At 68.0% G+C, this 26,707-nt stretch carries 23 protein-coding genes; 13 read left to right on the plus strand and 10 right to left on the minus strand.

Translation table 11 applies throughout. From position 1 onward, the window contains the following. Positions 1-35 precede the first annotated feature (35 nt). Together ahpF and ahpC are read right to left on the minus strand one after the other, a co-directional pair. Positions 36-1,628, minus strand: coding sequence for an alkyl hydroperoxide reductase subunit F (gene ahpF / locus XARJCFBP2528_RS10695; protein WP_047124660.1), 1,593 nt, complete (start codon positions 1,626-1,628; stop codon positions 36-38). 215 nt (positions 1,629-1,843) lie between these two features. Then, positions 1,844-2,407, minus strand: coding sequence for an alkyl hydroperoxide reductase subunit C (gene ahpC / locus XARJCFBP2528_RS10700; RefSeq protein ID WP_016900725.1), 564 nt, complete (start codon positions 2,405-2,407; stop codon positions 1,844-1,846). 200 nt (positions 2,408-2,607) lie between these two features. Here ahpC and prmC point away from each other — a divergent pair, with 200 nt between their 5' ends. Beyond that, complete coding sequence (gene prmC / locus XARJCFBP2528_RS10705) at positions 2,608-3,459, plus strand: peptide chain release factor N(5)-glutamine methyltransferase (protein ID WP_016900724.1); 852 nt, start codon at positions 2,608-2,610, stop codon at positions 3,457-3,459. A gap of 235 nt (positions 3,460-3,694) precedes the next feature. Continuing rightward, positions 3,695-4,636, plus strand: a complete 942-nt coding sequence (gene pip, locus XARJCFBP2528_RS10710) for a prolyl aminopeptidase (RefSeq protein WP_039810810.1) — start codon at positions 3,695-3,697, stop codon at positions 4,634-4,636. 252 nt (positions 4,637-4,888) lie between these two features. On the opposite strand, the gene XARJCFBP2528_RS10715 is transcribed toward pip, so the two are convergent. The 4 genes from XARJCFBP2528_RS10715 to XARJCFBP2528_RS10730 are packed head-to-tail and all read right to left on the minus strand — an operon-like array spanning position 4,889 to position 7,773. After that, positions 4,889-5,674, minus strand: coding sequence for an N-formylglutamate amidohydrolase (locus tag XARJCFBP2528_RS10715; protein WP_039810807.1), 786 nt, complete (start codon positions 5,672-5,674; stop codon positions 4,889-4,891). Beyond that, a complete protein-coding gene (locus XARJCFBP2528_RS10720; RefSeq protein ID WP_005988855.1) occupies positions 5,667-6,218 on the minus strand; it encodes an NUDIX hydrolase in 552 nt (183 codons plus the stop codon). Before XARJCFBP2528_RS10720 ends, XARJCFBP2528_RS10715 begins: the two co-directional genes overlap by 8 nt. Beyond that, the gene (locus XARJCFBP2528_RS10725; RefSeq protein WP_016900721.1) at positions 6,215-7,183 is read right to left on the minus strand and encodes a 5'-3' exonuclease; all 969 of its coding nucleotides are present in this window, start codon (positions 7,181-7,183) and stop codon (positions 6,215-6,217) included. The genes XARJCFBP2528_RS10720 and XARJCFBP2528_RS10725 overlap by 4 nt, the downstream gene beginning before the upstream one ends. 14 nt (positions 7,184-7,197) lie before the next feature. Further along, positions 7,198-7,773, minus strand: a complete 576-nt coding sequence (locus XARJCFBP2528_RS10730; protein ID WP_016900720.1) for a nitroreductase family protein — start codon at positions 7,771-7,773, stop codon at positions 7,198-7,200. Between the two features lie 130 nt (positions 7,774-7,903). On the opposite strand from XARJCFBP2528_RS10730, the gene XARJCFBP2528_RS10735 reads away from it, so the two are divergent. From XARJCFBP2528_RS10735 to XARJCFBP2528_RS10750, 4 genes are all read left to right on the plus strand, one after another. Continuing rightward, positions 7,904-10,150 carry a DUF1631 domain-containing protein gene (locus XARJCFBP2528_RS10735; protein ID WP_016900719.1) on the plus strand — a complete coding sequence of 749 codons (2,247 nt, stop codon included), beginning with the start codon at positions 7,904-7,906 and terminating at the stop codon, positions 10,148-10,150. Between the two features lie 222 nt (positions 10,151-10,372). Next, positions 10,373-12,730 (plus strand): DUF1631 domain-containing protein, encoded by a 2,358-nt coding sequence (locus XARJCFBP2528_RS10740; protein ID WP_026063969.1) that lies wholly within the window; start codon positions 10,373-10,375, stop codon positions 12,728-12,730. A 78-nt stretch (positions 12,731-12,808) separates the two neighbouring features. Further along, complete coding sequence (locus XARJCFBP2528_RS10745) at positions 12,809-13,024, plus strand: hypothetical protein (protein ID WP_016900717.1); 216 nt, start codon at positions 12,809-12,811, stop codon at positions 13,022-13,024. Between the two features lie 60 nt (positions 13,025-13,084). Then, positions 13,085-14,176 (plus strand): NAD(P) transhydrogenase subunit alpha, encoded by a 1,092-nt coding sequence (locus XARJCFBP2528_RS10750; RefSeq protein WP_016900716.1) that lies wholly within the window; start codon positions 13,085-13,087, stop codon positions 14,174-14,176. A gap of 169 nt (positions 14,177-14,345) precedes the next feature. Here the strand turns inward: XARJCFBP2528_RS10750 and XARJCFBP2528_RS10755 are convergent, their stop codons facing one another. Genes XARJCFBP2528_RS10755 through XARJCFBP2528_RS10765 form a run of 3 tightly spaced genes read right to left on the minus strand, consistent with a single transcriptional unit; the run spans position 14,346 to position 15,747 of the window. Next, positions 14,346-14,837: a DUF3106 domain-containing protein gene (locus XARJCFBP2528_RS10755; RefSeq protein ID WP_016900715.1), complete on the minus strand. Its 492-nt coding sequence runs from the start codon at positions 14,835-14,837 to the stop codon at positions 14,346-14,348. Positions 14,838-14,842: 5 nt separating this feature from the next. Continuing rightward, on the minus strand, positions 14,843-15,187 hold the full coding sequence (locus XARJCFBP2528_RS10760; protein ID WP_016900714.1) for a hypothetical protein: 345 nt from the start codon (positions 15,185-15,187) through the stop codon (positions 14,843-14,845). Then, entirely contained in the window at positions 15,184-15,747 is a 564-nt protein-coding gene (locus XARJCFBP2528_RS10765) for an RNA polymerase sigma factor (RefSeq protein WP_016900713.1), read from the minus strand. The genes XARJCFBP2528_RS10760 and XARJCFBP2528_RS10765 overlap by 4 nt, the downstream gene beginning before the upstream one ends. Positions 15,748-15,870: 123 nt before the next feature. On the opposite strand from XARJCFBP2528_RS10765, the gene XARJCFBP2528_RS10770 reads away from it, so the two are divergent. Both XARJCFBP2528_RS10770 and XARJCFBP2528_RS10775 read left to right on the plus strand, forming a co-directional pair. Next, complete coding sequence (locus XARJCFBP2528_RS10770; protein WP_024940817.1) at positions 15,871-16,176, plus strand: NAD(P) transhydrogenase subunit alpha part 2; 306 nt, start codon at positions 15,871-15,873, stop codon at positions 16,174-16,176. Beyond that, a complete protein-coding gene (locus XARJCFBP2528_RS10775) occupies positions 16,173-17,630 on the plus strand; it encodes an NAD(P)(+) transhydrogenase (Re/Si-specific) subunit beta (RefSeq protein WP_016900711.1) in 1,458 nt (485 codons plus the stop codon). The genes XARJCFBP2528_RS10770 and XARJCFBP2528_RS10775 overlap by 4 nt, the downstream gene beginning before the upstream one ends. Before the next feature lie 955 nt (positions 17,631-18,585). Here XARJCFBP2528_RS10775 and XARJCFBP2528_RS10780 read toward each other — a convergent pair. After that, positions 18,586-19,005, minus strand: a complete 420-nt coding sequence (locus tag XARJCFBP2528_RS10780; protein ID WP_016900710.1) for a hypothetical protein — start codon at positions 19,003-19,005, stop codon at positions 18,586-18,588. Between the two features lie 174 nt (positions 19,006-19,179). On the opposite strand from XARJCFBP2528_RS10780, the gene sufT reads away from it, so the two are divergent. The 5 genes from sufT (at position 19,180) to XARJCFBP2528_RS10805 (ending at position 26,679) form a co-directional block, all read left to right on the plus strand. Continuing rightward, the gene (gene sufT / locus XARJCFBP2528_RS10785; protein WP_016900709.1) at positions 19,180-19,734 is read left to right on the plus strand and encodes a putative Fe-S cluster assembly protein SufT; all 555 of its coding nucleotides are present in this window, start codon (positions 19,180-19,182) and stop codon (positions 19,732-19,734) included. A gap of 64 nt (positions 19,735-19,798) precedes the next feature. Next, on the plus strand, positions 19,799-20,884 hold the full coding sequence (locus XARJCFBP2528_RS10790) for a branched-chain amino acid aminotransferase (RefSeq protein WP_016900708.1): 1,086 nt from the start codon (positions 19,799-19,801) through the stop codon (positions 20,882-20,884). A gap of 315 nt (positions 20,885-21,199) precedes the next feature. Beyond that, positions 21,200-22,945 (plus strand): S8 family peptidase, encoded by a 1,746-nt coding sequence (locus XARJCFBP2528_RS10795; protein ID WP_016900707.1) that lies wholly within the window; start codon positions 21,200-21,202, stop codon positions 22,943-22,945. Positions 22,946-23,206: 261 nt separating this feature from the next. After that, positions 23,207-24,616 carry a S8 family peptidase gene (locus tag XARJCFBP2528_RS10800; protein WP_016900706.1) on the plus strand — a complete coding sequence of 470 codons (1,410 nt, stop codon included), beginning with the start codon at positions 23,207-23,209 and terminating at the stop codon, positions 24,614-24,616. 365 nt (positions 24,617-24,981) lie between these two features. Next, positions 24,982-26,679 (plus strand): S8 family peptidase, encoded by a 1,698-nt coding sequence (locus tag XARJCFBP2528_RS10805; RefSeq protein WP_016900705.1) that lies wholly within the window; start codon positions 24,982-24,984, stop codon positions 26,677-26,679. The last annotated feature ends 28 nt before the right edge of the window (positions 26,680-26,707 follow it).

Below are 26,707 nucleotides of genomic sequence, written 5' to 3' on the forward strand. Positions count from 1 at the left end.
GCGCCCGGGCTGGCCGGGCGCTGGCTTGAGTACGCTTACGCTGCCTGGGCGACGTTGTCGGCGCTGACCGGTGCACTGGAGCGGATCAGGTAATCGAACGCGCTCAACGCAGCCTTGGAACCTTCGCCCATTGCGATCACGATCTGCTTGTACGGCACCGTGGTGGCGTCGCCGGCAGCGAATACGCCCGGAACGTTGGTCTGGCCACGGTCGTCGACGATGATCTCGCCGCGCGGCGACAACGCCACCGAGCCCTTGAGGAATTCGGTATTGGGCAGCAGGCCGATCTGCACGAACACGCCTTCCAGATCCACGTGCTGGATGTCGCCGCCGGTGCGGTCCTTGTAGACCAGGCCGGTGACCTTCTGGCCATCGCCCAGCACTTCGGTCGTCTGCGCGCTGGTGATGATGCGCACGTTGTGCAGGCTGCGCAGCTTGCGTTGCAGCACTTCGTCGGCGCGCAGCTTGTCGTCGAACTCCACCAGCGTGACATGCGCCACGATACCGGCCAGGTCGATCGCGGCCTCGACGCCCGAATTGCCGCCGCCGATCACCGCCACGCGCTTGCCCTTGAACAGCGGGCCGTCGCAATGCGGGCAGTAGGCCACGCCCTTGTTCTTGTACTGGTCTTCGCCCGGCACGTTCATCTGCCTCCAGCGCGCGCCGGTGGACAGGATCACGGTCTTGCTCTTGAGCGAGGCGCCATCGGCCAGCTTGATCTCGATCAGGCCATCGGCACCGGCCGGAATCAGCTGCTCGGCGCGCTGCAGGTTCATGATGTCCACGTCGTACTGGCGCACATGCTGCTCGAGCGCGGCAGCCATCTTCGGGCCTTCGGTTTCCGGCACCGAGATGAAGTTTTCGATCGACATGGTGTCCAGCACCTGACCACCGAAACGCTCCGCGGCCACGCCGGTGCGGATGCCCTTGCGCGCGGCGTAAACAGCCGCTGCCGAGCCGGCCGGGCCGCCGCCGACCACCAGCACCTCGAAGGCCTCCTTGGCGGCGATCTTGGCAGCGTCGCGCTTTGCGGCATTGGTGTCGAGCTTGGCGACGATCTGCTCCAGCGTCATGCGGCCCTGGTCGAACAGCTCGCCGTTCAAGTAGACGGTGGGCACCGACATGATCTGGCGGGTTTCGACCTCGTCCTGGAACCACGCACCGTCAATGGCCACGTGCTTGATGCGCGGGTTGAGCACGGCGGCAAGATTCAGCGCCTGCACCACGTCCGGGCAGTTCTGGCACGACAGCGAGAAATAGGTTTCGAACTGGTAGTCGCCGTCCAGGTGCTGCACCTGCTCGATCAGCTCGGCGGCGGCCTTGGACGGGTGACCGCCCACCTGCAGCAGCGCCAGCACCAGCGAGGTGAACTCGTGGCCCATCGGCAGGCCGGCAAAGCGCAGCGAGATGTCCTGGCCCGGCGTGGTCAGCGCGAACGAGGGCTTGCGCTGGTTGTCATCGCGGTGGATGTCCAGGCTGATCTTGTCCGACAGCAGCACCAGATCCTCGAGCAGGTCGAGCATTTCGCGCGAGCCGGCGCTGTCGTCGATCGAGGCATTGATCTGGATCGGACGGGTAACCCGTTCCAGGTAGGCGGTCAGCTGGGTCTTGAGGTTGGCATCCAACATGGAGAACTCCTGGGAATGGGCAAGGGGAGGGCGTGGCGTCGCTGCGCTGAGGCAGGTCGCCGGGGAGGAGGGGATGAACCGCAGCCGGCGCGATGTCGGGAATGCGTGCTGGCGATGGCTGGCGGGCAGCCCGGCACCGGCTCCGGTTCACCCCCGGCCCAGTGCTGGGCCGGAGATGCTCCGGCCTAAACCACAGGCCGGAGGTGTCAGTCGGTTTAGATCTTGCCGACCAGGTCAAGTGACGGAGCCAGGGTCTTGGCGCCTTCCTTCCACTTGGCCGGGCAGACCTGGCCGGGGTTGTTGGCGACGAACTGGGCAGCGGTCAGCTTGCGCAGCGTCTCGGTGACGTCGCGGGCGATCGCGTTGTCGTGGATCTCGAGGGTCTTGATCACGCCGTCCGGATTGATGATGAAGGTGCCGCGCAGGGCCAGGCCTTCTTCTTCGATATGCACGCCGAACGCGCGGGTCAGCTTGTGGGTCGGATCGCCGATCAGCGGGAACTGCGCCTTGCCCACAGCCGGCGAGGTTTCGTGCCACACCTTGTGCGAGAAGTGCGTATCGGTGGTGACGATGTAGACCTCGGCGCCTGCCTTCTGGAACGCGGCATAGTTGTCGGCGGCGTCTTCCACTTCGGTCGGGCAGTTGAAGGTGAAGGCGGCCGGCATGAAGATCAGCACCGACCACTTGCCCTTCAGGCTGGCCTCGGTGACTTCGATGAAGTTGCCGTTGTGGTACGCATTCGCCTTGAACGGCTGGACCTGAGTGTTGATAAGAGACATTGAGTTTCCTCGTGCGATGAAGGGGGCGGGGGATGGAACAGTCGCCATGGTAGGCAGGATCGATAGATTTCTCAAATCGATTGATGGAATTGTATAGATAGGCTGGGGCTATCGAGTTTGCAGACGGCGTCTGCCGCTGCAGGGGCCGATTCCATCTCCGATAATGGTCGGCCGATGTTGCGCATGAGTGAATGATCCGTATGAGCGAGGACCCAGCCGGTCTTGCCGCCGAGCAGCTGTTGCGGCGTGCGGTCGAACGGATCGAGCGCAGCGATGCCGAGCCGCTGCTGCTGCACGCGCTGGGCCGCGACCGCGCCTGGCTGTTCGCGCATGGCCGCGATCCGGTCGAGCCGTCTGTCGCGCAGGCGTTCGCGGCATTGGTGCAGCGGCGCCAGGCCGGCGAACCGGTGGCCTACCTGACCGGTACGCGGGGGTTCTGGACGCTGGATCTGGCGGTCTCTACCGCCACGCTGATCCCGCGCGCCGACACCGAGGTGCTGGTCGAGCTGGCACTTGAGCGCCTGGACGCCCGGCCAGGCCGCCGTGTTGCCGATCTGGGTACCGGCAGCGGCGCGATCGCGCTGGCCATCGCCAGCGAGAGGCCTCAGGCACAGGTGATCGCCACCGATGCCAGCGCGGCGGCGCTGGCGGTTGCCCGGCGCAATGCCGACAGCCACCGCTTGCGCAATGTCGAATGCCGGCAGGGCAGCTGGTTCGCGCCGCTGGCCGGAGAGTGCTTCGACCTGATCGCCAGCAACCCGCCGTATATCGCCGCGCAGGATCCTCATCTGGGCGAAGGCGACCTGCGCTACGAGCCGGCCAGTGCGCTGGCTTCCGGCCCCGATGGCCTGGACGACATCCGTCTGATCGTCGCCGATGCGCCTGCGCATCTGCTGCCGGGGGGCTGGCTGCTGCTCGAACACGGCTGGGACCAGGGCGCGGCCGTGGCCGGGCTGCTGCAGGCGCGTGGCTTCGATGCGGTGGCCACGCGTCAGGACCTGGAGCAGCGTGACCGGGTGACGTCGGGGCGCTGGTCGCCCGCTACGAGCTAGCGCGGCGGGCCACGGAGCGGTCGCCAGGTGGAGGGGGGCGGCGCGCTCGGAGCTGAAACAGGACATGCCGCTTCCGGGCACCGACCGCGCCCGTCCGGCGCTGCGCGCAGGCGTCTTGCCCAGTCGTTGCAAGCCTTCGCGCTTGGCCGCGCGACTGCCCTTGCTCGATCGCATGGGGCGCCCGCGTGTGCAGACCGGGTGCCGATACACTAGCGGTTTCCCGCAGGACCGACGCATGCGCACGCTCTATCCCGAGATCACGCCGTACGACCACGGCACCCTCCAGGTCGACGACCGCCACACCCTGTATTTCGAGCAGTGCGGCAATCCGCAGGGCAAGCCGGTGGTGATGCTGCACGGCGGCCCCGGCGGCGGTTGCAACGACAAGATGCGGCGCTTCCACGACCCGGCCAAGTACCGCATCGTGCTGTTCGATCAGCGCGGCGCAGGCCGCTCCACCCCGCATGCCGATCTGGTGAACAACACCACCTGGGACCTGGTTGCCGATATCGAGCGCCTGCGCGAACACCTGGGCATCGCGCGCTGGCAGGTGTTCGGCGGCAGCTGGGGCTCGACCCTGGCGCTGGCCTACGCGCAAACCCACCCGCAGCAGGTCACCGAGCTGGTGCTGCGCGGCATCTTCCTGCTGCGCCGTTTCGAGCTGGAATGGTTCTATCAGCAAGGCGCCAGCCGGCTGTTCCCGGATGCCTGGGAGCATTACGTCAACGCGATTCCAGTGGTGGAGCGCGCCGATCTGATCTCCGCCTTCCATCGCCGCCTGACCAGCGACGACGAAGCCACGCGTCTGGCCGCGGCCAAGGCGTGGAGCGTGTGGGAAGGTGCCACCAGCTTCCTGCATGTGGACGCCGACTTCGTCACCGGACACGAGGACGCGCACTTCGCCCTGGCGTTCGCGCGCATCGAGAACCACTACTTCGTCAACGGCGGTTTCTTCGAGGTCGAAGACCAGCTGCTGCGCGACGCGCACCGCATCGCCGACATCCCCGGCGTGATCGTGCACGGCCGTTACGACGTGGTGTGCCCGCTGCAAAGCGCCTGGGACCTGCACAAGGTGTGGCCGAAGGCGCAGCTGCAGATCAGCCCGGCCGCCGGTCATTCGGCATTCGAGCCGGAAAACGTCGATGCGCTGGTGCGCGCCACCGACGGGTTCGCCTGAGCGCAACCGCGAGCGTGCACGGGAAGCTGCAGCAGCGCTCGCGCGCCAGCGGTAGGAGCGCACCCGGGCGCGACGTAGGGTGACGGGACGGCCTGTCGCGCCCGGGTGCGCTCCTACGAGGCAACCGTCGTCACCGAGGCTGCGGATCAGCGCGGCCGCCGCATGCCCCGTAGGAGCGCGCTCGCGCGCGATGAGGCGTTACCGATAAACGCCCCATCGCGCGCCAGCGCGCTCCTACGGTGACTGCTGGTTTCAGTGCGGCAGCAGCGCCTGCGCCAGCGGCGGCAGGATGCGTGCCAGGCGCTGCGCCCACGCCTGTTGCCCGGCGGTATCGGCGATCAAATCCTGGCGCAGTTCCAGTTCCACATGCAGCAGTCCGCGGCCTTCGCCGTAGACCGGAATCGCATAGTCGCTGGTGTCGCTGACCGCGTAGGGCTGGTTGTCGCCAACCACCAGATCCGGCTCGTTGCGCAAGGCCTGCAGCAGGCGGTGCGCCAGCCGCGTGTCGCGGTTGTACAGCACGCCGGCATGCCAGGGCCGTGCATTGCCGGCCATGATCGGCGTGAAGCTGTGCATCGACACCAGCACGGTGGGTTGCCCGCGCTGTGCGCGTGCATCCAGTTCCGTCGCAATGCGCGCGTGGTACGGCGCAAAGATCGCATCGATGCGCTGCTGCCGATCGTCGGCCGACAGCTGCAGGTTGCCCGGAATCGAGGTGCCGTCGCTGGCCTCGGGCATCAGCGTGGCCGAACCATGCGGGCGATTGCAGTCGATCACCAGGCGCGAATAGGTCTGCGCGATGGCGACCGCATCCAGCGCATCGGCCAGCAGGCGGGTGACCTCGGCAATGCCGATATCCCAGCCGATATGGCGGTCCAGCTCCTGCTGCGGTAAGCCCAGATTGGCCAGCCGCGCCGGCACGCGCTGACCGGCGTGGTCGGCGGTCAGCAGCCACGGCGAGGCGGCCTGCGGGTTGTGCACACTGAACGGTGCGGGATCGTCGGCGCCGAGCAGGCGGGCAGCGGTCGCTTCAGCCACGCGGGGTGCCGTCCAGTGCGTGATCGACCAGATACAGCCCGGCCCACAGCTTGGGATCCATCTGATAGCCCTCGGCCATCTTCTGCACCAGCCAGGCGCCGACCTGCGCGCGCGGGATCTCGTGCACGGTGATGTCTTCGCTGGCATCGCCGCCGCCGGCGCCGACCTTGCGCAGCCCGGTGGCGCGGACGAAGGCGATCTTCTCGCTGCTGGCGCCGGCCGAGGTCGGGCCGATCATCAGCACTTCGGCGTGCTCGGCGGTCCAGCCGGTTTCTTCTTCCAGTTCGCGAATGGCCGACAGCTCGATCGACTCGTCGGCATGCACGTCGCCGACCAGGCCGGCCGGCATTTCGATGGTGCGTGCCTGCAGCGGCACGCGGAACTGTTCGACGAACAACATCGCATCGTCCGGGGTCACCGCCACAATGATCGCGGCCAGGCCGCCGGCGTGCACGCGTTCGGAATATTCCCAGGTGCCGCGCACGACCATGCGCTGGTACTTTCCTTCGTAGACCACGGTGGGTGGGGTGTCGTGTCGGTTCATGGATGCAGGCCTTGTTCCAGGGAAACGGGAGTGCGCGGTGCCGGCGCCCCGCTGCACGCGGCCAGCAACCGGCGCCGGGTGAGCGGGCCGAAGCGCAGGCTCTCGCACAAGCCGCCCAGCATGTCGGTATCGGCTGGCGCGCGCGTGAAACCGGCATCGGTCAGCGCCAGCGGCGCGTCGAGTGCGATGGTGGTGAGCTGACGCCACAGCAGCGCGTGCTCGCGTTGCTCGCGTAGGCGTGCGGCCATCTGCGCCGCGCCGCGCAGGCGCAGGAACGGGATCTCGTCGATGCGCTCCAGCAAGGCATCCAGGCTGCCGAAATGCGCCAGCAGGACCGCCGCCGATTTGGCGCCGATGCCGGTGACGCCGGGAATGTTGTCGATCGCATCGCCGCACAACGCCAGGTAATCGGCGATCTGATGGGCGTGCACGCCGTGGCGCGCCTTGACCCCGTCCATGCCCCAACGCAGGTTGCGCGCGTAATCCCACTGCTCGTCGTGCTCGAGCAGCAGCTGCGACAGGTCCTTGTCGGCCGACACGATCACCCCGCGCAGGCCGTGCGCACGCACGCTGTGCAAGGCGCTGCCGATCAGGTCGTCGGCCTCGTAGTCGCGGTGCGCCAGCACGCTCAGCCCCAATGCCGCGCACAGCGCCTTGCAGTGCGCGAACTGGCGCCGCAACGCATCCGGTGCCGGGGTGCGATTGCCCTTGTAGGCCGGGTAGAGCGCATGCCGAAAACAGCTGTCCAGCGCCTCGTCGAAGGCGATGGTGATGTGCTGCGGATCCTCGCGTTCGAGCAGGTCGAGCAGGAAGCGCGCAAAGCCGTGCACGGCATTGGTCGGCCAGCCTTGCGCATCCTGGAATTCGTCAGGGATCGAATGCCAGGCGCGGAACACGTACAGGCTGGCATCGACCAGATACAGCGGGGTCGGGCGGCTGATTGCCGGCGACGCGCCTGCAAGCATGGGGGTGTGCGTGGTCACGGGGTCCAGTCGCGCAGCAGCGCACGCGGGTCCGGGCGCTCGCGCTCTGGCACCTGCAGGCGCGGGGTGCCGATATGGATGAAACCGGCGATGCGCTCGTTCTGCTCCAGGCCCAGATAGCCGGTCACCGCCGGGTCGTAGGCCATCCACGCGGTCAGCCACTGCGCGCCGAAGCCATGCGCCTGCGCGGCCTGCAGCAGCGCAAAACATACGCAGCCGGCGGTGAGCAGCTGTTCCTGCTCGGGCACCTTGTGCCCGGGGCGCAGCGCGGCGATCACCACGATCACCAGCGGCGCATCGTTGAAACGGTTGCGGTCTTTTTCGACCGTTGCGGGCGGCGTCAGCGGGTCGGCGGCCAGGCTGCGCTCGGCCAGGAAATCGCCCAGTGCCTGGCGGGCATCGCCGCTGATGCGCAAGAAGCGGAACGGCACCAGCTTGCCGTGGTCGGGCACGCGCACCGCCGAGGTGAGCATGCGCAGCAGGGTGTCTTCATCCGGGCCGGGTTCGCCCAGCTGTTTGGAGGGGACCGAGCGGCGCGCGTCCAGCGCCTGGAGCGAATACGGTGCGTGCATAATTTCGGGTCGAGGCGAGGATGCCGGCAATTATAGACGGGCCCTTCCCAACGCCCGCCGCATCATGGGTGGCGGGCCGATGCCGGCCCGGTCGTGACATCCCTTCCATGTTCGTCCTGTGCGCCGCCCGATGACCCAGTTCGTATCCACCCCCGTGCTCCCCAGCCGCAATCCGCAGCTGCTCGATCAGGTCCGCGAGATCGTGCTGGTGCCGCTGGCCGATGCCTTTGTCCAATTCCAGGACACCTTGGCCGAGGCGCTGTTCCAGCTGGCGGCCGATGCCGGCCCGGCCCAGAACGACTTCCTGGAAGCGATCCAGGCGGTGCGGCAGCAACGCGAGCAGATCACCGCGCGTTTCCGCGGGCATCTGGCCAAGGCCTGGCAGGGGCTGGAATCCGGGCGGCCGTTGTCGGCCGATCGCAGCCTGGGACGCGGTGCGGCCGGGCTGACCCTGCTGCCCGAGCAGGACCTGGAGGTGCGCCTGGCGGTGCGCAACCTGGCCGGCGCGCTGCAGCACCGGTGGCGCACGGAGCTGATGCGGCTCAATCGCTATCTCGGCTTCATTGCCGGCGGGCTGCGTATCGACGGCGACAGCAATCCGTTCGGGCCGGAGCATCTGGGCGTGGCCCTGTACGAGGCCTTTCAGGGGGTGACGCTGGCGCCCAAGGCGCATCTGGCGGTGATCAAGGTCTGCGAGCAACACCTGATGGAACGCGTCGGCCAGCGCTACGGCGCGCTGGAACAGGCATTGGTGCAGGTGGCGCGCTTGCGCGAGTTGCCGCAGCCGCGCAGCCGGCGGCGCGGCATTCCGCGCCAGGACGAAGGCGCCGGCGAGCAGGCCGCCGAGACGCCGGACTGGATCGCGCGCTTCTTCGCCGACTGGTCGGGCGGGCAGGGCGCGCTGGCCGGCGTCGAGGCGATCGACGTGCATCTGCGCAGCGGCCGCGAGCTGTTGCCGGCCAGCCTGCGCCATTTGCTGCAGCATGCCCGCCGCCAGCGCGAACCCGATGCCGACACGCCCGCATCCGCCGGGCAGCGCCTGCTGTCGCCGCGCGAGGTGGTCTCGGCGCTGTCGCTGCTGCAGACCATGCCGGCGGCCGGCTTCGATGCCATCGACGGCAACGATTCGGGCCTGGCATGTGGCCTGCGGCAGCAGGTCAGACGCGCCGCCGCCGCGCTTGGGGTGGATCCGGCCACCACCTGCCTCAACCCCGACGACGAGGACGCGCTGGATCTGGTGGCCTTGTTGTTCGCCGCGATCCTGCTGCAGAGCCATTTGGCGGATGCGCAGCGCAGCCTGCTTGGCCAGTTGCTGGTGCCGATGGCCAAGCTGGCGATGTTGGACGGCCGCCTGTTCGTGCGCGATGGCCATCCCGCACGCCGCCTGCTCAACCTGTTGGTCGACGCCTGCGATGGCAATGCCGGCGAAACCGCGGCAGAGCAGGTCTTGCTCGGCCAGGTGCAGGCAGTGATCGACACGGTGGTGCGCGATTTCGACGAGCATCCGGGGCTGTTTCTGACGCTGGAAGCCGAGTTCGGCGCCAGTTACGAACAGTATCGGCGCCGGGTGGAAATCGCCGAGCGCCGCGCCAGCGAATTGCAGCGCGCCGAAGAACGCCGCGAAGCCGCACGCAGCACGGCCGCGCAGGCGCTGGCAGAGCGCCTGGCGCGCGGGCCGCTGCCGCCGCTGGTCGAGCATTTCCTTGGCCGCGTCTGGCAGCCGTATGTGCAACAGGTGGCGTTGCGTGGCGACGGCGCCGGCCCGGCGTTGGAAGCCGCCCTGGCCCTGGGCGATGCGGTGTTGGCGCAACTGGGTGCTGCGCCTGGCGGCACCGCGCTGGAGCCGCAGCGTGCGCAGCTGCTGCAGGCTTTCGCGCTGGCGGGCCTGGCGCAACGCGACGCCGAGCTGGCCCTGCAGGAACTGCAGCGCGCGCTGCCGTCCACGCCATCGGTGCCGGCTGCGGGAGCGCCGGATCCCGCCCTGTTTGCGCCGACCTTGAGCGCGCTGCGCCCCAGCCCCGGTCCGGCCGAGCCGGTCGGCGAGCCGCTGACGCCGATGCTGGACGCCACCGCGCAGGTGGAATTCGATCGTGTCACCGCCGATTTCTTCCGCAGCATGGCGCTCGGCACCTGCCTGGAATTCGTCGACCGGCACGGCCGTGTGCAGGCCGGCAGGTTGTCCTGGATCAGCCCGATTTCCGGGCGGCTGATGTTCGTCAACCGGCGCGGCGGGCGGCTGTGCGTGTCCTCGCCGGAGGAACTGGCGATGATGGTGTGGCTGGACCGCCTGCGTCTGCATCGCGACGAGGACGCGTTCTACAGCGCGATGCAGGACGTGGTTGATGCGCTGGACCGGCCGCGCATGCTGAAGGCTTAACCCCCGCAGGCGGTTAATACGCGCTGGCAAGCGCCACCGCAGCGATGCACGCTACGATGTCCGACTGACACGCAAACCCTGGGCGGTCACGACTAAAGTGCGAATTGCGTCACACTTAACAAACGAGCGAAACGCCTACCATGCGGTGGCGGAATTTGGGGCCGCGTCCGTTTCCTTTCGTTTGAATATTTTCACGCCTGCAGGGGCGGGGAGCCTTTGCGCATGACTTTTCAGCCCAGTCCGTCGGGACATCCGGGCCGTGACCAACGCTTGCTCGAACAGGCGCACGCCGGGTTCGTGCCCGCACTCGCGCAGGTTTTTGCAGCTGCAGTCGCACACTTTGACGATGTGTTGTTCGATCGCGCCGAATCCGCGGGCACATCGCAGTTGCTGTTTCTCGATGGCATGCGCGAGTTGCGCCGCAAGCGCGACGAAGTGGCCACGCAGTTCCGCCAGCAGCTGGACGATGGCTGGCAGGCGTTGCTGCTGGGCGAGCCCTTGTCGGCCGAGGTGGTCCTGGCAGGCGACATCGGCACCGGCCCGCTGAGTCTGGTGCCCGAACACGTGCTCGAATCGCGGCTGGCGGTGCGCAACCTGGCCACGGTGCTGCTGCGCGACTTCAAGCAGGTGCTGGCGCGTGTGGACCGCCGCCTGGGCTGGATCGCCGGTGGCCTGGAGCTGGTGGCCGACACCAACCCGCTCGGTCCGGAACATCTGGGCGTGGCGATCCACGAAGCTTTCGCCACCTGCGACCTGGCGCCGGAAGTGCGCCTGGTACTGATCAAGCTGTGCGAGCGCGACCTGGCCGAGCCGATCGGCAAGCTGTATGCGCGCCTGGACGAGACGCTGGCCAAGGCCGGCGTCATGCCGGAAATCTCCCAGCCCAAGCGCCCGCCGCCGCGCGTGCAGCCACGCGGCGACACGCCCGAGGAGCGCGCCCAGGCCGAGGCCCAGGGCGCGGCTGCCGACATCGGCGGCGACGACCAGAGCGACCAGTACGCACCGGCGTGGGCCAACCGCTTCCTGGACCGCTGGGCGCATAGCCGCGGCCGCATGCAGGCCGCCGCCCAGCGTGGCCAGGCCGGTGGCGGCGCTGCCGGCGGCATGGATGGGGGCGAGGCCGATCACCCCGGCGGCAGCCAGGGCATGTTGCTGGAGGCGCTGCACGAATTGCTGCAGCAGACCCGCAGCGTGCGCGACAACACCGCCTCTGCCGCATCGGTGGCGGTGGGCCAGCAACGCCCACTGAGCCAGCGCGAGATGATGTCGGTGCTGTCGCTGCTGCAGGCCACGCCGAGCGCCACGCTGCAGGCAGCCATCGGCGACGACACCGAGTCGCTGGCGCAGCGGCTGAAGAACGAAGTGCTGTCCAGCGCCACCCGGCTGGGCGTGGACCCGGCGACCGCGCGCCTGGACCCGATGGACGAGGATGCGATCGATCTGGTCGGCATGCTGTTCGACGTGATGCTGGACGAGCGCGATCTGGAAAACCGCTCGCGTGAAATGATCGGCCGGCTGGTGGTGCCCTTCGTCAAGGTCGCGCTGCTGGACCGCAAGATGTTCGTGCAGAAGACCCACCCCGCGCGGCGCCTGCTCAATTCGCTGGCCGAGGCCTGCGAAGGCAACAACGGCGACAGCGCTGCCGAGCGTGTGCTGATGGGCAAGGTCGAGGAAATCGTCGACCGCCTGGTGGCCGAATTCAACGAGAACCTGGCGATCTTCCTGACCCTGGAAGAGGAATTCCGCGATTTCCTGTCGCAGCATCGGCGCCGGGTGGAAATTGCCGAGCGGCGCGCCACCGAAACCCAGCGCGGCCAGGAAAAGCTCGAGCTGGCACGCAGCCGCGCGCTGTTGGAGCTGGAACAGCGCACGCAGGCCGGCACGCCGCTGCCTAGGGCCGTGGAGGATTTCCTGCGTCAGCCGTGGCTGCACCATCTGACCATGGCGATCCTGCGCGACGGTGAGGAAGGTCCGGGCACCGTCGAGGCACTGGCCCTGGCCGATGGCGTGCTGGAAGAACTGGCCGAGGCGCGTCGCCACATCGTCGGCAAGCCGTGGCTGCAGGTCTGGCAACCGGCATTGCATCGCGTATTTGCCAGCGTCGGCCTGCATGGCGATGCGGTGGTGGTAGCGATCACTGCATTGCACGACACCCTGCAGGCCATTGCCGAAGCGCGCCCGGAACTGGAAAAGGCCTTGCCGGAGCTGCCGCAGGTCAACCTGCCGCCGCCGGCTGCCGAAAGCGTCAGCGTGGTGCTGGGGGCCGAGGCGGTGGCGCAAAGCATCGACAGTGCCGATGCCGAGCGTTTCCGCGCGATGGATATCGGCACTTGGCTGGATTTTGTCGACAAGGACGGCAAGGTGCAGGCGGGCAAGCTGTCGTGGGTGAGCCCGATCTCGCAGCGGCTGCTGTTCGTCAATCGCCGCGGCGTGCGCTTCTGCGTCGCCTCGCCGGAAGAACTGGCGGTGATGGTGCGCCTGGGCCGGCTGCGCGAACACATCAATGACGGCGCCTTCGACAGCGCCATGCAGGGCGTCATCGACCGCCTGGATCCGTTGCACAACAGCACCGTGCACTAGCGGGTGCCGCGCGATGCGCTTGCCGCATCGCGGTACGGTCAGGCGCGCGCCGGGCCGATAAAGTCCAGCGCCGCTTCGATGACCGAGGCATCCACTGCTCAGCCCTTGCCCGGCCTGGTCGAAGGCCGCCACCGCATCGCCCCAGGCATGCGCCGCAATATCGATGCCATCGATGCGTGGCATGTCTCGGCCAAGCAGTTTCGCCTTGCCATCGACCACCGCACCGAAGCGGTGGCGCTGGCGCCCCCCGAGCAGTTGCTCGCCCCGATGCTGCCGGCCTTGCTGACGCCCTGAGCGTGGCTGCCGCGCTCTGCTAGCATCGCCGCGACGACAGGCGCGCGAGCGGAGCAAGCCATGGCTGTGCAGGTGCTGGTGCTGAAAGAACACGCGGCAGGCGAGCGCCGCGTCGCCGCCACGCCGGAAACGGTCAGGAAACTGGTCGCGCTCGGCGCCAGCGTGTGGATCGAGCCAGGCGCCGGCTGTGCCAGCAGCATGGCCGACGCGGTGTATCTGCAGGCCGGGGCGCAGCTCGCTACGGCAGACACGCTGGCCCAGGCCGAGGTGCTGCTGAGCGTGCAGGCACCGCCCACCGAGCTGCTGCAGCAATGCAGGCCCCACGCCGTGCTGATCGGCATGCTGGCGCCGGACGCCGACCCGGCACGTGCGCAGGCGATTGCCACCGGTGCGCTGGTCGCGTTTCCGCTGGAGCGCCTGCCGCGCACCACACGTGCGCAATCGATGGACGTCTTGAGTTCGCAGGCCGGCATGGCCGGCTACAAGGCCGTGTTGATCGCCGCGCAACTGGCGCCGCGCTTCTTTCCGATGCTGACCACCGCCGCCGGCACCATGCGCCCGTGCAAGGTGCTGGTGATCGGTGCGGGCGTGGCCGGGCTGCAGGCGATCGCCACCGCCAGGCGGCTGGGCGCGCAGGTTGAAGGCTTCGATGTGCGCCCGGAAACCCGCGAGCAGATCGCCTCGCTGGGCGCGCGCTTCCTGGATCTGGGCGTGAGCGCGGCCGGCGAGGGCGGTTATGCGCGCCAGCTCACCGACGACGAACGCGCCGAACAGCAACGCCGGCTGGCCGAACACCTCAAGAGCGTGGACGTGGTGGTCTGCACCGCCGCCGTGCCCGGCCGGCCGGCGCCGAAGATCCTGAGCATGGAGATGCTGCACGGCATGCGCGCCGGCAGCGTGATCGTCGATCTGGCCGCGGAAACCGGCGGCAATTGCGCCGCTACCCGGCCCGGCGACACCTATGAGCGCGACGGCGTGGTGATCGCCGGCCCGCTCAATCTGGCCAGCCAGGGCGCGGTGCACGCCAGCGAGATGTTCGCGCGTAATGTCTATGCGTTCGCCGCATTGCTGATCAAGGATGGCGCGCTGTCGTTCGACTGGGACGACGAACTGCTGGCCAAGACACGCTGGTCGGCGCCAGCGACTGCGTAGCCCCGCCCAGCCAATGCGCCTTGCGCGCTGGCGGGTAGGAGCGCGCTGGCGCGCGACGACGCTTTATCGGTAACGCTCCGTCGCGCGCCAGCGCGCTCCTACGGTGGCCGCGCGTGACTGGGATGCACCGGTGCGCTGACGGGTTGCGCTTGCCGCGGCAGCGCTGCCGTCAATCGTCGGTGGGTGGATGCTCGCGCAGCCAGGTGCTGCGCTCGGCCGGGCTCATCTTCTGCCAGCGTTGCTGCAGCTCATTGCGTTGTTGCTGGTTGAGCGTGCGCATGCGTTCGAACAAGGCCTTGGCCTCGCGGCGTTGCTCCGGGCTCATGTTGCGGAAGCGGTCCATGCCGGCCTTGGCCTGTTTGCGCTGCTCCGGGGTCATGTCCAGCCAGCGGCGCGCATGGCGGTACATGCGCGGGCGTTCTTCCGGCACATCGTTCCAGCGTTCGCGCAGCGCATCGATCAGCACCTGCTGCTGCTGCTGGGTGAGCTTGTCCCACTCGGGCATCGGCGTGTCTGCCTCGCGCGGTCCGGGTCCTCGCGGGCCGGGGCCATCCGGCGGTGGCGGTCCCGGCGGTCCGGGGGAATGGGCCTGGGCCAGCAAGGACGCACAGGGCGCGGCGCACAGCAGCAGGGTCAACAACAGGCGGGTGGTGCGGGTCATCGTGCTTATTCCATGGCCAGGGCGGTATCGGACCCCAGCCAGACGTACAGGTCCGGGTTCTGGGTCAGCATGTCGTCGGTATCGGTGGTGGTGCCGGCGACCACCTGGGTCGGAGCGCGGTCCGGCGAGGCGCTCTCGCCCGGACGCAGCTGCAGGCCGATGCCCACCGCTAGCAGGCCGGAACACGCAGTCGCCAGCAACCAGTAGCCGCGCCGGGCGCGTGTGGGAGCGTTCGCGTGACGGGCCTGGCGCAGGCGCGCCAGGGTCTGCGGCGGCAGGCTGGTCAGTGCGGAGGCATGCAGCTGGCGCAGGTGCGCATCCAGCTGGGCCGGGTCGTGGGAGCGGTTCACAGGAAATCCTCGAACTGTTTTTGCAACGCGTCGCGCGCACGCGACAGGTGGGTTTTGACCGAGCCTTCCGAGCAGCCCATCGCCTTGGCGGTGGTGGCCACGTCCAGGTCTTCCAGCACGCGCAGCGTGAACGCTTCGCGCTGGCGCGCCGGCAGGTTGCGCAAGGCCTCGACCAGCCGTTGGTAGGCCTGTTGATGCTGTTGTTCGTCCACCGGGCCGGTGCCGGGGTCGGCCCAGTCGATGGTGCCTTCGTCGTCGGCGCGTTCGGCCGGCGCCCAGAACTTCAGGCGGAAGCTGCGCCGGCGCTGCAGGTCGATGATGCGGCTGCGCAGGATGCTCCAGAACAACGGCGTCCATTCGGTGGCCGGGCGCTCGCGGTAGCCGAGCAGCTTCACCATGGCGTCCTGCACGGCGTCCAGCGCATCTTCGCGGTGACGCAGGCCGGCTTCGGCAAAGCGGAACGCACGCGGGCCGATGCCGGCCAGGAAGGCGTCCAGCGAAACCGGCGCGGTGGCGGCCGGTGCGGCAGGTTGCGGATCGAAAGGGGTTCCCACCAGCACAGCGTAGCTTCCGCGGAGACGATACGACGTCAACGGGCGAGTGCCGATTCGGTTGACACGCGCCCGGGCGCGCACGGCGTGGGTATGATCGGCGGGCCGCACCGGCCAGTGGAGCGAACGACGATGAGCGACGGATTCGTAGCGCTGTACATCTTCATGCTGGCGGCCATCGCCGGCCACGTGATCATCTCGCGGGTGCCGGTGATCCTGCATACCCCGCTGATGTCCGGCTCCAACTTCATCCACGGCATCGTGCTGATCGGCGCGATGGTGGTGTTGGGGCATGCCGATACCACGCTGGAAAAGGCGCTGGGATTTGTCGCAGTGGTGCTGGGTGCTGGCAATGCGGCCGGTGGTTATGTGGTGACCGAGCGGATGCTGGACATGTTCAAGTCCAGCAAGAAGCCGTCGGGCGGGGACGCGCCATGAACGTCTCCACTGCCGAGCTGCTGGCATGGCTGGTGAAGTCCAGCTATCTGGTCGCGGCGACCTTGTTCCTGCTCGGGCTGCAGCGCATGGCGTCGCCGCTGACCGCGCGCAGCGGCATCCGCTGGGCCGGGCTGGGCATGCTGATCGCCACGGTGGCGACATTCTTCCTGCCCGAGCTGCATAACGTGCCGCTGATCCTGGCCGCGCTGGCGATCGGTACCGGGGTGGCGTGGTGGTCGGCCAGGAAGGTCGCCATCACCGACATGCCGCAGATGGTGGCCTTGTACAACGGCATGGGCGGCGGCTCGGCGGCGGCGATCGGGGCGGTGGAGTTGCTGCGCTTTGCCTTTTTCGCCAACCGCGACACTACCCACTGGAGCGCCCAGGCGATCGCCGAACTGGCGGCGCGGCGGCCGGACACCACCACGGTGGTGCTGGCAGTGGTCGGCTCGGCGATCGGCGCGGTGTCGCTGTCCGGGTCGATCGTGGCCTGGGCCAAGCTGGATGGCCGGCTCGACCGTCGGGTGACCTTCGCGGGCCAGCAGGCCTTCAATCTGCTGGTGGCACTGGCGGTGCTGGTGCTCGGCATCTGGGCCGCCAGCAGCCTGCAGCCGCTGGCGATCATCGCCTTCTTCGTGGTGGCGCTGGCGCTGGGCGTGTTGATGACGCTGCCGATCGGCGGTGCCGACATGCCGGTGGTGATCTCGCTGTACAACGCATTCACCGGCCTGGCGGTGGCTTTCGAAGGCTATGTGCTGGGCAACGAGGCGCTGATCATCGCCGGCATGATGGTCGGCGCGGCCGGCATCCTGCTGACGCGCCTGATGGCCAAGGCGATGAACCGGCCGATCAGCGGCGTGCTGTTTTCCAACTTCGGCGGCGGCGGGCAGGCGCAGGAGATCGCCGGGGCGCAGAAGCCGATCGAGGCCGGCGACGTGGCGGCGATGATGGCGTTCGCCGAGCGGGTGGTGATCGTGCCCGGCTACGGCATGGCGGTGGCACAGGCGCAGCACAAGATCTGGGAGCTGGCGCAGCGGCTGATCGCGCGCGGGGTCAAGGTGAAGTTTGCAATCCACCCGGTTGCCGGGCGCATGCCCGGGCACATGAACGTGCTGCTGGCCGAAGCCGGCGTGCCCTACGACCTGATCGCCGACATGGACGACATCAACCCCGAGTTCGCCAGCACCGACGTGTCGCTGGTGATCGGCGCCAACGACGTGGTCAACCCGGTGGCCAGGACCGATCCGGCCAGCCCGATCTACGGCATGCCGATCCTGGACGTGGTCAATTCGAAGAACACGGTAGTGATCAAGCGCGGCAAGGGCACCGGCTTTGCCGGCATCGAGAATGCGCTGTTCTACGCCGACAACACCCGCATGCTGTACGGCGATGGCGCGGAAGCGGCCGGCGCGCTGGTCAGCGAGCTGAAGGCGCTGGACGGGGGCGGGCACTGAGAGGTTGTGCGGCTGACTTGGCGGATGAATTTGCGAAGCTGCTTGGTCGAGGGGGGCGGTGTCCTCGCTGCCAGTTCCTTGCAGCTGAGCCGCAGATCGGCTGCTTCACGAACGCTCTATCCGCACTATCCGGCCAGTCTTATCAGCCAGCCCGAAACAAGCCACCGAGCTTTTGAGTCACAGCAGTGCTTAGTGACAGTCAAACGCTCGGCTCTTCGAGTGCGCGGTGCCCTCAGCGCTTGCAGGACACGCCGTGAATCCGTCCATGGAGGCTCCTTGGCGGCATTCATGCCGCCAAGGGTCCCGCAACCGGCAAGGACACCGCACCAGGAAGTTGGTCGGTGGTCAGTTGCAAAACTGCTTTCGGTTGCGAGTCTTGCTCTTGGGAAGCTAAAAAGTTTGCAGGTTGCTTTGTTGAGCCGCTGCCGGTTACTCGGCTTGCGCTTGGGAAACCCGATCGAACGCACGATGATCCGAACAGTGCACACCATGCATTGCTTGCACCAGCGCACCGACCATCTCGCTTGGTCCTTGCCCGCCCACCGTCGCGGGACCTTACGCGGCATGGATGCCGCGTAAGAGCCTACATGGACGTACTTGCGGCGTGTCCTGCGAGGGTGGGCCGGCAAGGGCCTTGCAGCAAACTCACAGCGTCAAGGACACCGCACCAGAGAGTTAGTTGACTGTTTTTACTGAGAGCTATGCACACCGACCATCTCGACTGGTCCTTGCCCGCCCACCGTCGCGTAAGAGCCTACAGGGACGTACTTGTGGCGTGTCCCGCGATGGTGGGCGGGCAAGGGCCCCCCGCAGCCAAGCCGCAGAACTCCCCGGATATCGCTGCGTCAGGAAAATAAAGCGCCAGCGCTAAGCAGGAGCGGCGTGACTAGAGCTGTGCACATGAAGCACCAGCTTCAACGGATGCCTATTGGCAGCCGTTGCGAACGCGTCCGACTCAGCGCGCCGCCCACCACGCCAGGATCAGCGCGGCGGCATAGCACAGCAGGTCGAAGCCGTTGTTGGCCAGTTGCAGCAGGGTCCAGGCCAGCCCGGTGCCCATCTTCTGTGCCGAGGTCCACGGGTCCAGGCCCAGTGCGTTACCCAGCTGCGCCGAGGCGATGCCCCAGTTGGCGCCGACGATGATCAGCGCGGTCGCCACGACCGCGATGCCGATGCGCAAGGGACCGGCGCCCAGCGTGCCCAGGCGCAGCATCCAGACGATTTCCAGCGCCACCAGCACCGCCATCCAGCCGGCCTGGTTGCCCAGCGCGAGCGCGATCAGCATCCAGGCGATCAGGGCGGTGACGCATCCCAGCAGCAGGAGCGGGGGCCAGAGCCAGTGGGCGGTTCTGGCGGACGCGGTGGTAGGCGGCATTGGAGCTCCTGACAGTGCGCACATGATAAAGCGCGCGATGTACTTTGCGCGGTGATGGACGCGCCGATGGAATGCAGCGTCGTCGCCGGCTCCATCCCGCAACGGCAGCGGCCTTGCCGTGGTCGGCTAGAATGGCGGACTTGCGCGCATCCGCCGCGGCCCCATATCCAGCCCATGTACTCCCGTAGCAGCGAACCCGTCCAGTTCGAACGCGATTGCGATGCCGTCATGGTGCCGCAGGGCGATTCGGTGACCCTGCCCGCAGGCAGTTACGGCTATATCACCCAGGCGCTGGGTGGCAGCTATACGGTCTTTGTCGAAGGCAACCTGTTCCGCATTGCCGGCAAGGATGGCGATGCGATCGGCAAGGAGGCCCCGCCGGGGCTGGAACTGCCCGCCGATGCCAGCGACGAAGAGGTGGAGGCACTGGTGTGGCAGCAGCTGCGCACCTGCTTCGACCCCGAGATCCCGTTCAACATCGTCGATCTGGGCCTGGTCTACGAGGCGGTGGTCAGCCATCGCGAGGAAGACGATCAGCGCCGGGTGGACGTCAAGATGACCCTCACCGCGCCCGGTTGCGGCATGGGCGAGATCCTGGTCGACGACGTGCGCAGCAAGGTGGAGATGATTCCGACCATTGCCGAGGCCGACGTCGAGCTGGTCTTCGACCCGCCGTGGGGCCGGCATATGATGTCCGAAGCAGCCCGTCTCGAGACCGGCATGCTCTGATCGTCAGGCGCCATGTCCAAGAGGTGGCGCCGCGTCCTTTCGCCCGCCATACAGGAATCTTCCGGTGTCCGTGTCCTTCGCTTCCACCCGTTCCCCGTCGCCGCGCAGTGCCGACGAGCTGTCTGTGATCCTGGCCGCGCCCGGCTTCGGGCTGCATTTCACCGACCATATGGTCGCCATTTCCTGGACCAACGAGCTCGGTTGGCATGACGCGCAGGTGCGCGCCTATGGCCCGCTGCAGCTGGATCCGGCCGCCTCGGTGCTGCATTACGGCCAGGAGATCTTCGAAGGCATCAAGGCCTACCGGCATGCCGACGGTTCGATCTGGACCTTCCGCCCGCAGGCCAATGGCGAGCGCCTGCAGCGCTCGGCGCGCAGGCTGGCGTTGCCGGAACTGCCGGTCGACCTGTTTGTCGAATCGCTGCGCCAGCTGGTGGCGGTGGATGCCAGTTGGGTCCCGTCGGCCCCGGAAACCAGCCTGTATTTCCGTCCGTTCATGATCGCCGACGAGGCGTTCCTGGGCGTGCGTGCCGCGCACAAGGCCTCTTACTACGTCATCGCAAGCCCCGCCGGTCCGTATTTCGCCAAGGGCGTGGCGCCGGTGTCGATCTGGTTGTCCACCGAATACGCACGTGCGGCCAAGGGCGGCACCGGTGCGGCCAAGTGCGGCGGCAACTACGCCGCCTCGCTGCTGCCGCAGCAGAAGGCCTATGCACAGGGCTGCTCGCAGGTGCTGTTCCTGGACCCGGTGGAAGGCAAGTACATCGAAGAACTGGGCGGCATGAACGTGTTCCTGGTCTACAAGGACGGCACGCTGGTGACGCCGGAACTGTCCGGCAGCATCCTGGAGGGCATCACCCGCGACAGCATCCTGCAACTGGCCCGCGATCGCGGCATGCAGGTGATCGAGCGCAAGGTCGCCATCGATGAGTGGAAGCAGGGCGTGGCGTCGGGCGAGATCACCGAGGTGTTCGCCTGCGGTACCGCTGCCGTGGTCACCCCGATCGGCGAGCTGAAGGGCGATGGCTTTGCGGTCGGCGACCTGTCCGCCCCGGCCGGCGAGGTGACCATGTCGCTGCGCCAGGAGCTGACCGACATCCAGTACGGGCGCGTCCCGGACCGCCACGGTTGGCTGGCGCGCCTGTCCTGAGCCAAGACATTGCGTCAAAAAAGGCCTCTGCGCGGTCGCGCAGGGGCCTTTTTTTTGGGCGCAGCGCAGCAGGTATGTGGCAACGCATGTCCGAATGTGTCGTCAACTGACTGAACGGTGCTGTACGGTGTCACAAAACTGATATTTAATTTATGGAAAGTTCGAAATTCTTATTTTCCATTCTGGTTGTAGTGCGGTAGGTTCGCTGAACGGATCGATAACAGGGGATCGGTCCGGGACCTCGGTGCTGACCTATGGAAGGCGGCACCGGCTACCACCGCTCCGGCGGTTCTCTTTGATCTAGAAGGGAATTCGATGTCGAACGAGTCTTTCCGCAAGTGCCCCCGCGCACTGACCATCCTGGGCGCAGCTGCGCTGACCTCGTTGTTGCTGGCAACCCCGGCCTTTGCCGGCGAGGTGTATCTGGATGGCCTGGCCACCGCCCAAACCCACCAGAAATTCATCGTGACCTACAAGGACGGCAGCACCGCGCTGGCCAGTCCAACCGCGTTGAGCACCTCGCTGCGCACCGCCGCGCGCGCTGTTCCGGCCAAGGCCGGCAAGGCGCTGGGCCTGAATTCGGTGCGCCGCCTGGCGCTGGGACCGGAGCTGGTCAAGGCCGACCGCGCACTCGACCGCGCCGAAGCCGAAACCCTGATGCGCCAGCTGGCCTCCGACCCCAACGTGCAGAGCGTGGAAGTCGACCAGATCCTGCACGCCACGCTGACCCCGAACGACACCCGCCTGTCCGAGCAATGGGCCTTCGGCACCACCAATGCCGGCCTCAATATCCGCCCGGCCTGGGACAAGGCCACCGGCGCCAATGTGGTGGTGGCGGTGATCGACACCGGCATCACCACCCATGCCGATCTCAACGCCAACATCCTGCCGGGTTACGACTTCATCAGCGATGCCGCCACGGCGCGCGATGGCAACGGGCGCGACAGCAATCCCGCCGACGAAGGCGACTGGTACGCCGCCAATGAGTGCGGCACCGGCATTCCCGCCGCCAATTCCAGCTGGCATGGCACCCATGTGGCCGGCACGGTGGCCGCGGTGACCAACAACACCACCGGCGTGGCGGGCACGGCCTACAACGCCAAGGTCGTGCCGGTGCGCGTACTCGGCAAGTGCGGCGGCTCGCTGTCGGATATCGCCGACGCCATCATCTGGGCCTCCGGCGGCAGCGTCAGCGGCATTCCGGCCAATGCCAATCCGGCCGAGGTGATCAACATGTCGCTCGGCGGCCGCGGTACCTGCTCGACAACCATGCAGAACGCGATCAGCGGTGCGGTCTCGCGCGGCACCACGGTGGTGGTGGCGGCAGGCAACGATTCTGCCAACGTGTCCGGTTCGCTGCCGGCCAACTGCGCCAACGTGATCGCGGTGGCAGCCACCACCTCGGCCGGCGCCAAGGCCAGCTATTCCAACTTCGGCACCGGGATCGACGTGTCGGCGCCGGGCTCGGCGATCCTGTCCACGCTCAACAGCGGCACCACCACCCCGGGCAGCGCCAGCTACGCGTCCTACAACGGCACCTCGATGGCGGCGCCGCATGTGGCCGGCGTGGTCGCGCTGGTGCAGTCGGTCGCGCCGAGCGCACTTACCCCGGCCGCCGTGGAAACCCTGTTGAAGAACACCGCACGTGCGCTGCCGGGCGCCTGCTCGGGCGGCTGCGGCGCCGGCATCGTCAATGCCGATGCGGCGGTGACTGCCGCCATCAGTGGCAGCAATGGCGGCGGCGGTGGCGGCACCGGCAACACCCTGACCAACGGCACGCCGGTCACCGGACTGGGCGCGGCCACGGGTGCGGAGCTGAACTACACCATCGCAGTGCCGGCCGGTAGCGGCACGCTGACCGTGGCGATCAGCGGCGGCAGCGGCGATGCAGACCTGTACGTGCGTGCCGGCAGTGCGCCGACCGACACCACCTACACCTGCCGTCCGTACCGCAGCGGCAATGCCGAGACCTGCAGCATCAGCGCGCCGTCTGGCACTTACTACGTGCGCGTCAAGGCGTACAGCACGTTCTCCGGCGTGACCTTGCGCGCCAGCTACTGAGGCACGTCGGCACTGCCTGGCCCCGGCCGGGCAGTGCCGACCCGCTGCAGCAGATCCGCTTCACCCCATCAGCGACGTATCGCCCACGTCTGCCGCATCGGCAGGCGCCGGCGGTGTGTTGCCGCTCGACCGGAATGGACATCGGTCAGTCGTCTCGCCGGGCGCCCGCGCCCGTGCACTGCCTGACCCGATCCGCAGCACGTGGAGCCGGTTCGGCCATCTCGCCGCAACTGCGGCACCCTCTCAAATAAGGAACGATCGATGTCCAATGTGTCGCAATGTCGTGCGCCCACGCGCGCGCTGGTGGTCCTGGGTGTGTCCGCGCTGACTTCGCTGCTGGCAGTGCCGGCGTTTGCCGGTCAGGTGAATCTTTCCGGACTGGATTCGCAGCCCACCCTGGACCGCTTCATCGTCAAGTACAGGGACGGTTCCAGCGCCGCGGTGAGCCCGACCTCGATGCGCGCATCGCTCAATTCGGTCGCCACCGCCGTGCCGGCACGCGCCGGGCGTGCGCTGGGCCTGAATCACGTGCGTCGTACCGCGCTGGGATCGGAAGTGCTCAAGACCGACCGTGGCCTGGACCGTGCCGAGGCCGAGACGCTGATGCGCCGGATCGCCGCCGACCCGAGCGTGGAGTACGTGGAAGTCGATCAGATCATGTACCCGACGCTGACCCCCAACGACACCCGTCTGTCCGAGCAGTGGGGCTTCGGCACCACCGCCTCAAGCATCAACGTGCGTCCGGCCTGGGATACCGCCACCGGCACCGGCGTGGTGGTGGCAGTGATCGACACCGGCATCACCAGCCACCCGGACCTCAACGCCAACGTGCTGCCGGGCTACGACTTCATCAGCGACGCGGCGCGTGCGCGTGACAACAATGGCCGCGACAACAACCCGGCCGACCAGGGCGACTGGCGCGCAGCCAACCAATGCGGCTCCGGCGTGGCAGCGGCCAACTCCAGCTGGCACGGCACCCATGTGGCCGGCACCATCGCTGCGGTCACCAACAACAGCACCGGTGTGGCCGGAACCGCGTTCAATGCGCGCATCGTGCCGGTGCGTGCGCTGGGCCTGTGCGGCGGCACCACCTCCGATATTGCCGACGCAATCGTATGGGCATCCGGCGGCACCGTCTCCGGCGTGCCGGCCAATGCCAATCCGGCCGAAGTGATCAACATGTCGCTGGGCGGCAACGGCACCTGCTCAAGCACCTACCAGAACGCCATCAACGGCGCGGTGTCGCGCGGCACCACGGTGGTGGTGGCCGCCGGCAACAGCAATGCCAACGTGGCCAACTTCACTCCGGCCAGCTGCGCCAACGTGATTTCGGTGGCGTCGATCACCTCGGCCGGTGCGCGTTCGAGCTTCTCCAACTTCGGCAGCACCATCGACATCTCCGGCCCGGGCTCGGCGATCCTGTCCACGCTCAACAGCGGCACCACTACCCCGGGCAGCGCCAGCTACGCCTCCTACAACGGTACCTCGATGGCGGCGCCGCACGTGGCCGGCGTGGTGGCGCTGGTGCAGTCGGCGGCCAGCCGTCCGCTGACCCCGGCGGCGGTGGAAACGTTGTTGAAGAACACCGCGCGTCCGCTGCCGGGCGCCTGCTCGGGCGGCTGCGGTGCCGGCATCGTCAACGCGGCCGGCGCGGTCAGCCAGACCCCGTAAGACGCCTCGCGGTGCCAGCGGCTGAGCCGTTGGCAGCGCTGCGGTCTGCGTGATGCGGTGTGTCTGCAGCACGCTCGCTACCCCCATTGCCCCGCCAAAGTGCGGGGCAATGGCGTTTTGGGGGCGGCGCTGGAGGATGGGACGGCGCGGTCCTGGTCGCCGCCGGCATCTGCCTTCAACCGGCCACCTTAACCAACCCGGTGGTTCGCCACGCCTGGCCAGCGATACCGGCTCAGGTCCGCGCATACCCGGTCGATAGCGTGGGCAGGTGGGCAACGACGCCAGTCGGCGCGCCTCACCACGATGCGAAGGCGGCACAGGTGTGCCCTCGTTTGCGCCACGACATCCCGGGGAGGGGTCGATCCATGCGTTACTTACCGTTCAAGGGGCTGCGCCATGTCGCGCTGGCCTGTGCACTGCTATGCGGCACTGCGCCTGCATTCGCTGGCGACGTCAGCCTGCAGGGGCTGGGGTCGGCGTCCGCCCATCAGCGTTTCATCGTCAGCTACAAGGACAGCAGCGCCGGCAACCGTGGGCGCCTGAGTGGCTCGTTGCGTGAGATCGCCCGCGCGGTGCCGGCGCGGCGCGGACGGGCGCTCAGCCTGTCGTCGTCGCGCTGGCTTGGGGTCGGGCCGCAATTGCTGGTGGCCGACCGCGCGCTGGACCGGGTCGATGCGGAAACCCTGATGCGTCGTCTGGCGGCCGACCCGGCGGTCAAGCGCGTGGAAGTGGACATGCTGCTGCGCCCGATGCTGGTGCCCAACGACAGCCGCCTGCCCGAGCAATGGGCGCTGGGGACCACCAGCGCCGGCATCAACGTGCGGCCGGCCTGGGACAAGGCCACCGGCAAGGGCGCGGTGGTGGCAGTGATCGATACCGGCGTGACCGCGCATCCGGAGCTGTCGGCCAATGTGCTGGCCGGCTATGACTTCATCAGCGACGCCTTCATCGCCCGCGACGGCAATGCGCGCGACACCGACGCCGCCGATCTGGGCGACTGGGCCGCGGCCAACGAGTGCGGCAGCGGCGCGAGCGCGTCCAGCTCCAGCTGGCACGGCACCCATGTGGCCGGCATCGTCGCGGCCGCCGCCAACAACGGCGCCGGTACCGCGGGCGTGGCGTTCAATGCCAAGGTGCTGCCGGTGCGCGTGCTGGGCCGTTGCGGCGGCTATCTGTCCGACATCGCCGACGCGATCGTGTGGGCCTCCGGCGGCACGGTGTCCGGCGTGCCGGCCAATCCGACCCCGGCCAGGGTGATCAATCTGTCGCTGGGCGGCATCGGTTCCTGTTCGACCACCTTGAGCAATGCGATCGCCAGCGCGGTGTCACGCGGGACCAGCGTGGTGGTGGCCGCCGGCAACAGCAATATCGACGTGTCCCAGAGCGTGCCGGCCAATTGCCCGAACGTGATCGCGGTGGCGGCGACCACCTCGGCCGGGGCCAAGGCCAGCTTTTCCAACTTCGGTCAGGGCGTGGATATCGCCGCGCCCGGGCAGGCGATTCTGTCCACGCTCAACAGCGGCAGCACGGCGGTGGGCACCCCAGATTACGCGGTCTACAGCGGCACCTCGATGGCGGCGCCGCATGTGGCCGGCGTGGTGGCGTTGATGCAGTCGGTGGCGCTCAATCCGCTCAGCGCGGCCAGCGTCGAAGCGATGCTCAAGAGCACGGCGCGTGCATTGCCGGTGGCGTGTCCGCAGGGGTGCGGGGCAGGGTTGGTCAACGCCGATGGTGCGGTGGCTGCGGTGATCGCCTCGACCACCCTGACCAGCAATGCAGCACGCAGCGGCCTGGCCGCAGCCACCGGTGGCTCGCTGTATTACCAGGTCAACGTGCCCGCAGGCACGCGCAGCCTGCGGGTGGCGCTCAGCGGTGGTAGCGGCAATGCCGATCTGTCGCTGCGTGCCGGTGCATTACCGAGCGATACCGCCTACAACTGCCGCACTGCGGTGGTGGGCAATGCCGACAGCTGCACGCTGAGCGCGCCCGCGCCAGGGGTGTATTACGTGCGGCTCAAGGCCACGCTGGCATTCTCGGCGGTTACGCTGGTGGCCACGTATTGAGCGTGCCCGGAGTCCTTCGCCGGTGGGT

Origin of the sequence: Xanthomonas arboricola pv. juglandis, assembly GCF_001013475.1 — a bacterium.
Lineage (GTDB): Bacteria > Pseudomonadota > Gammaproteobacteria > Xanthomonadales > Xanthomonadaceae > Xanthomonas > Xanthomonas arboricola.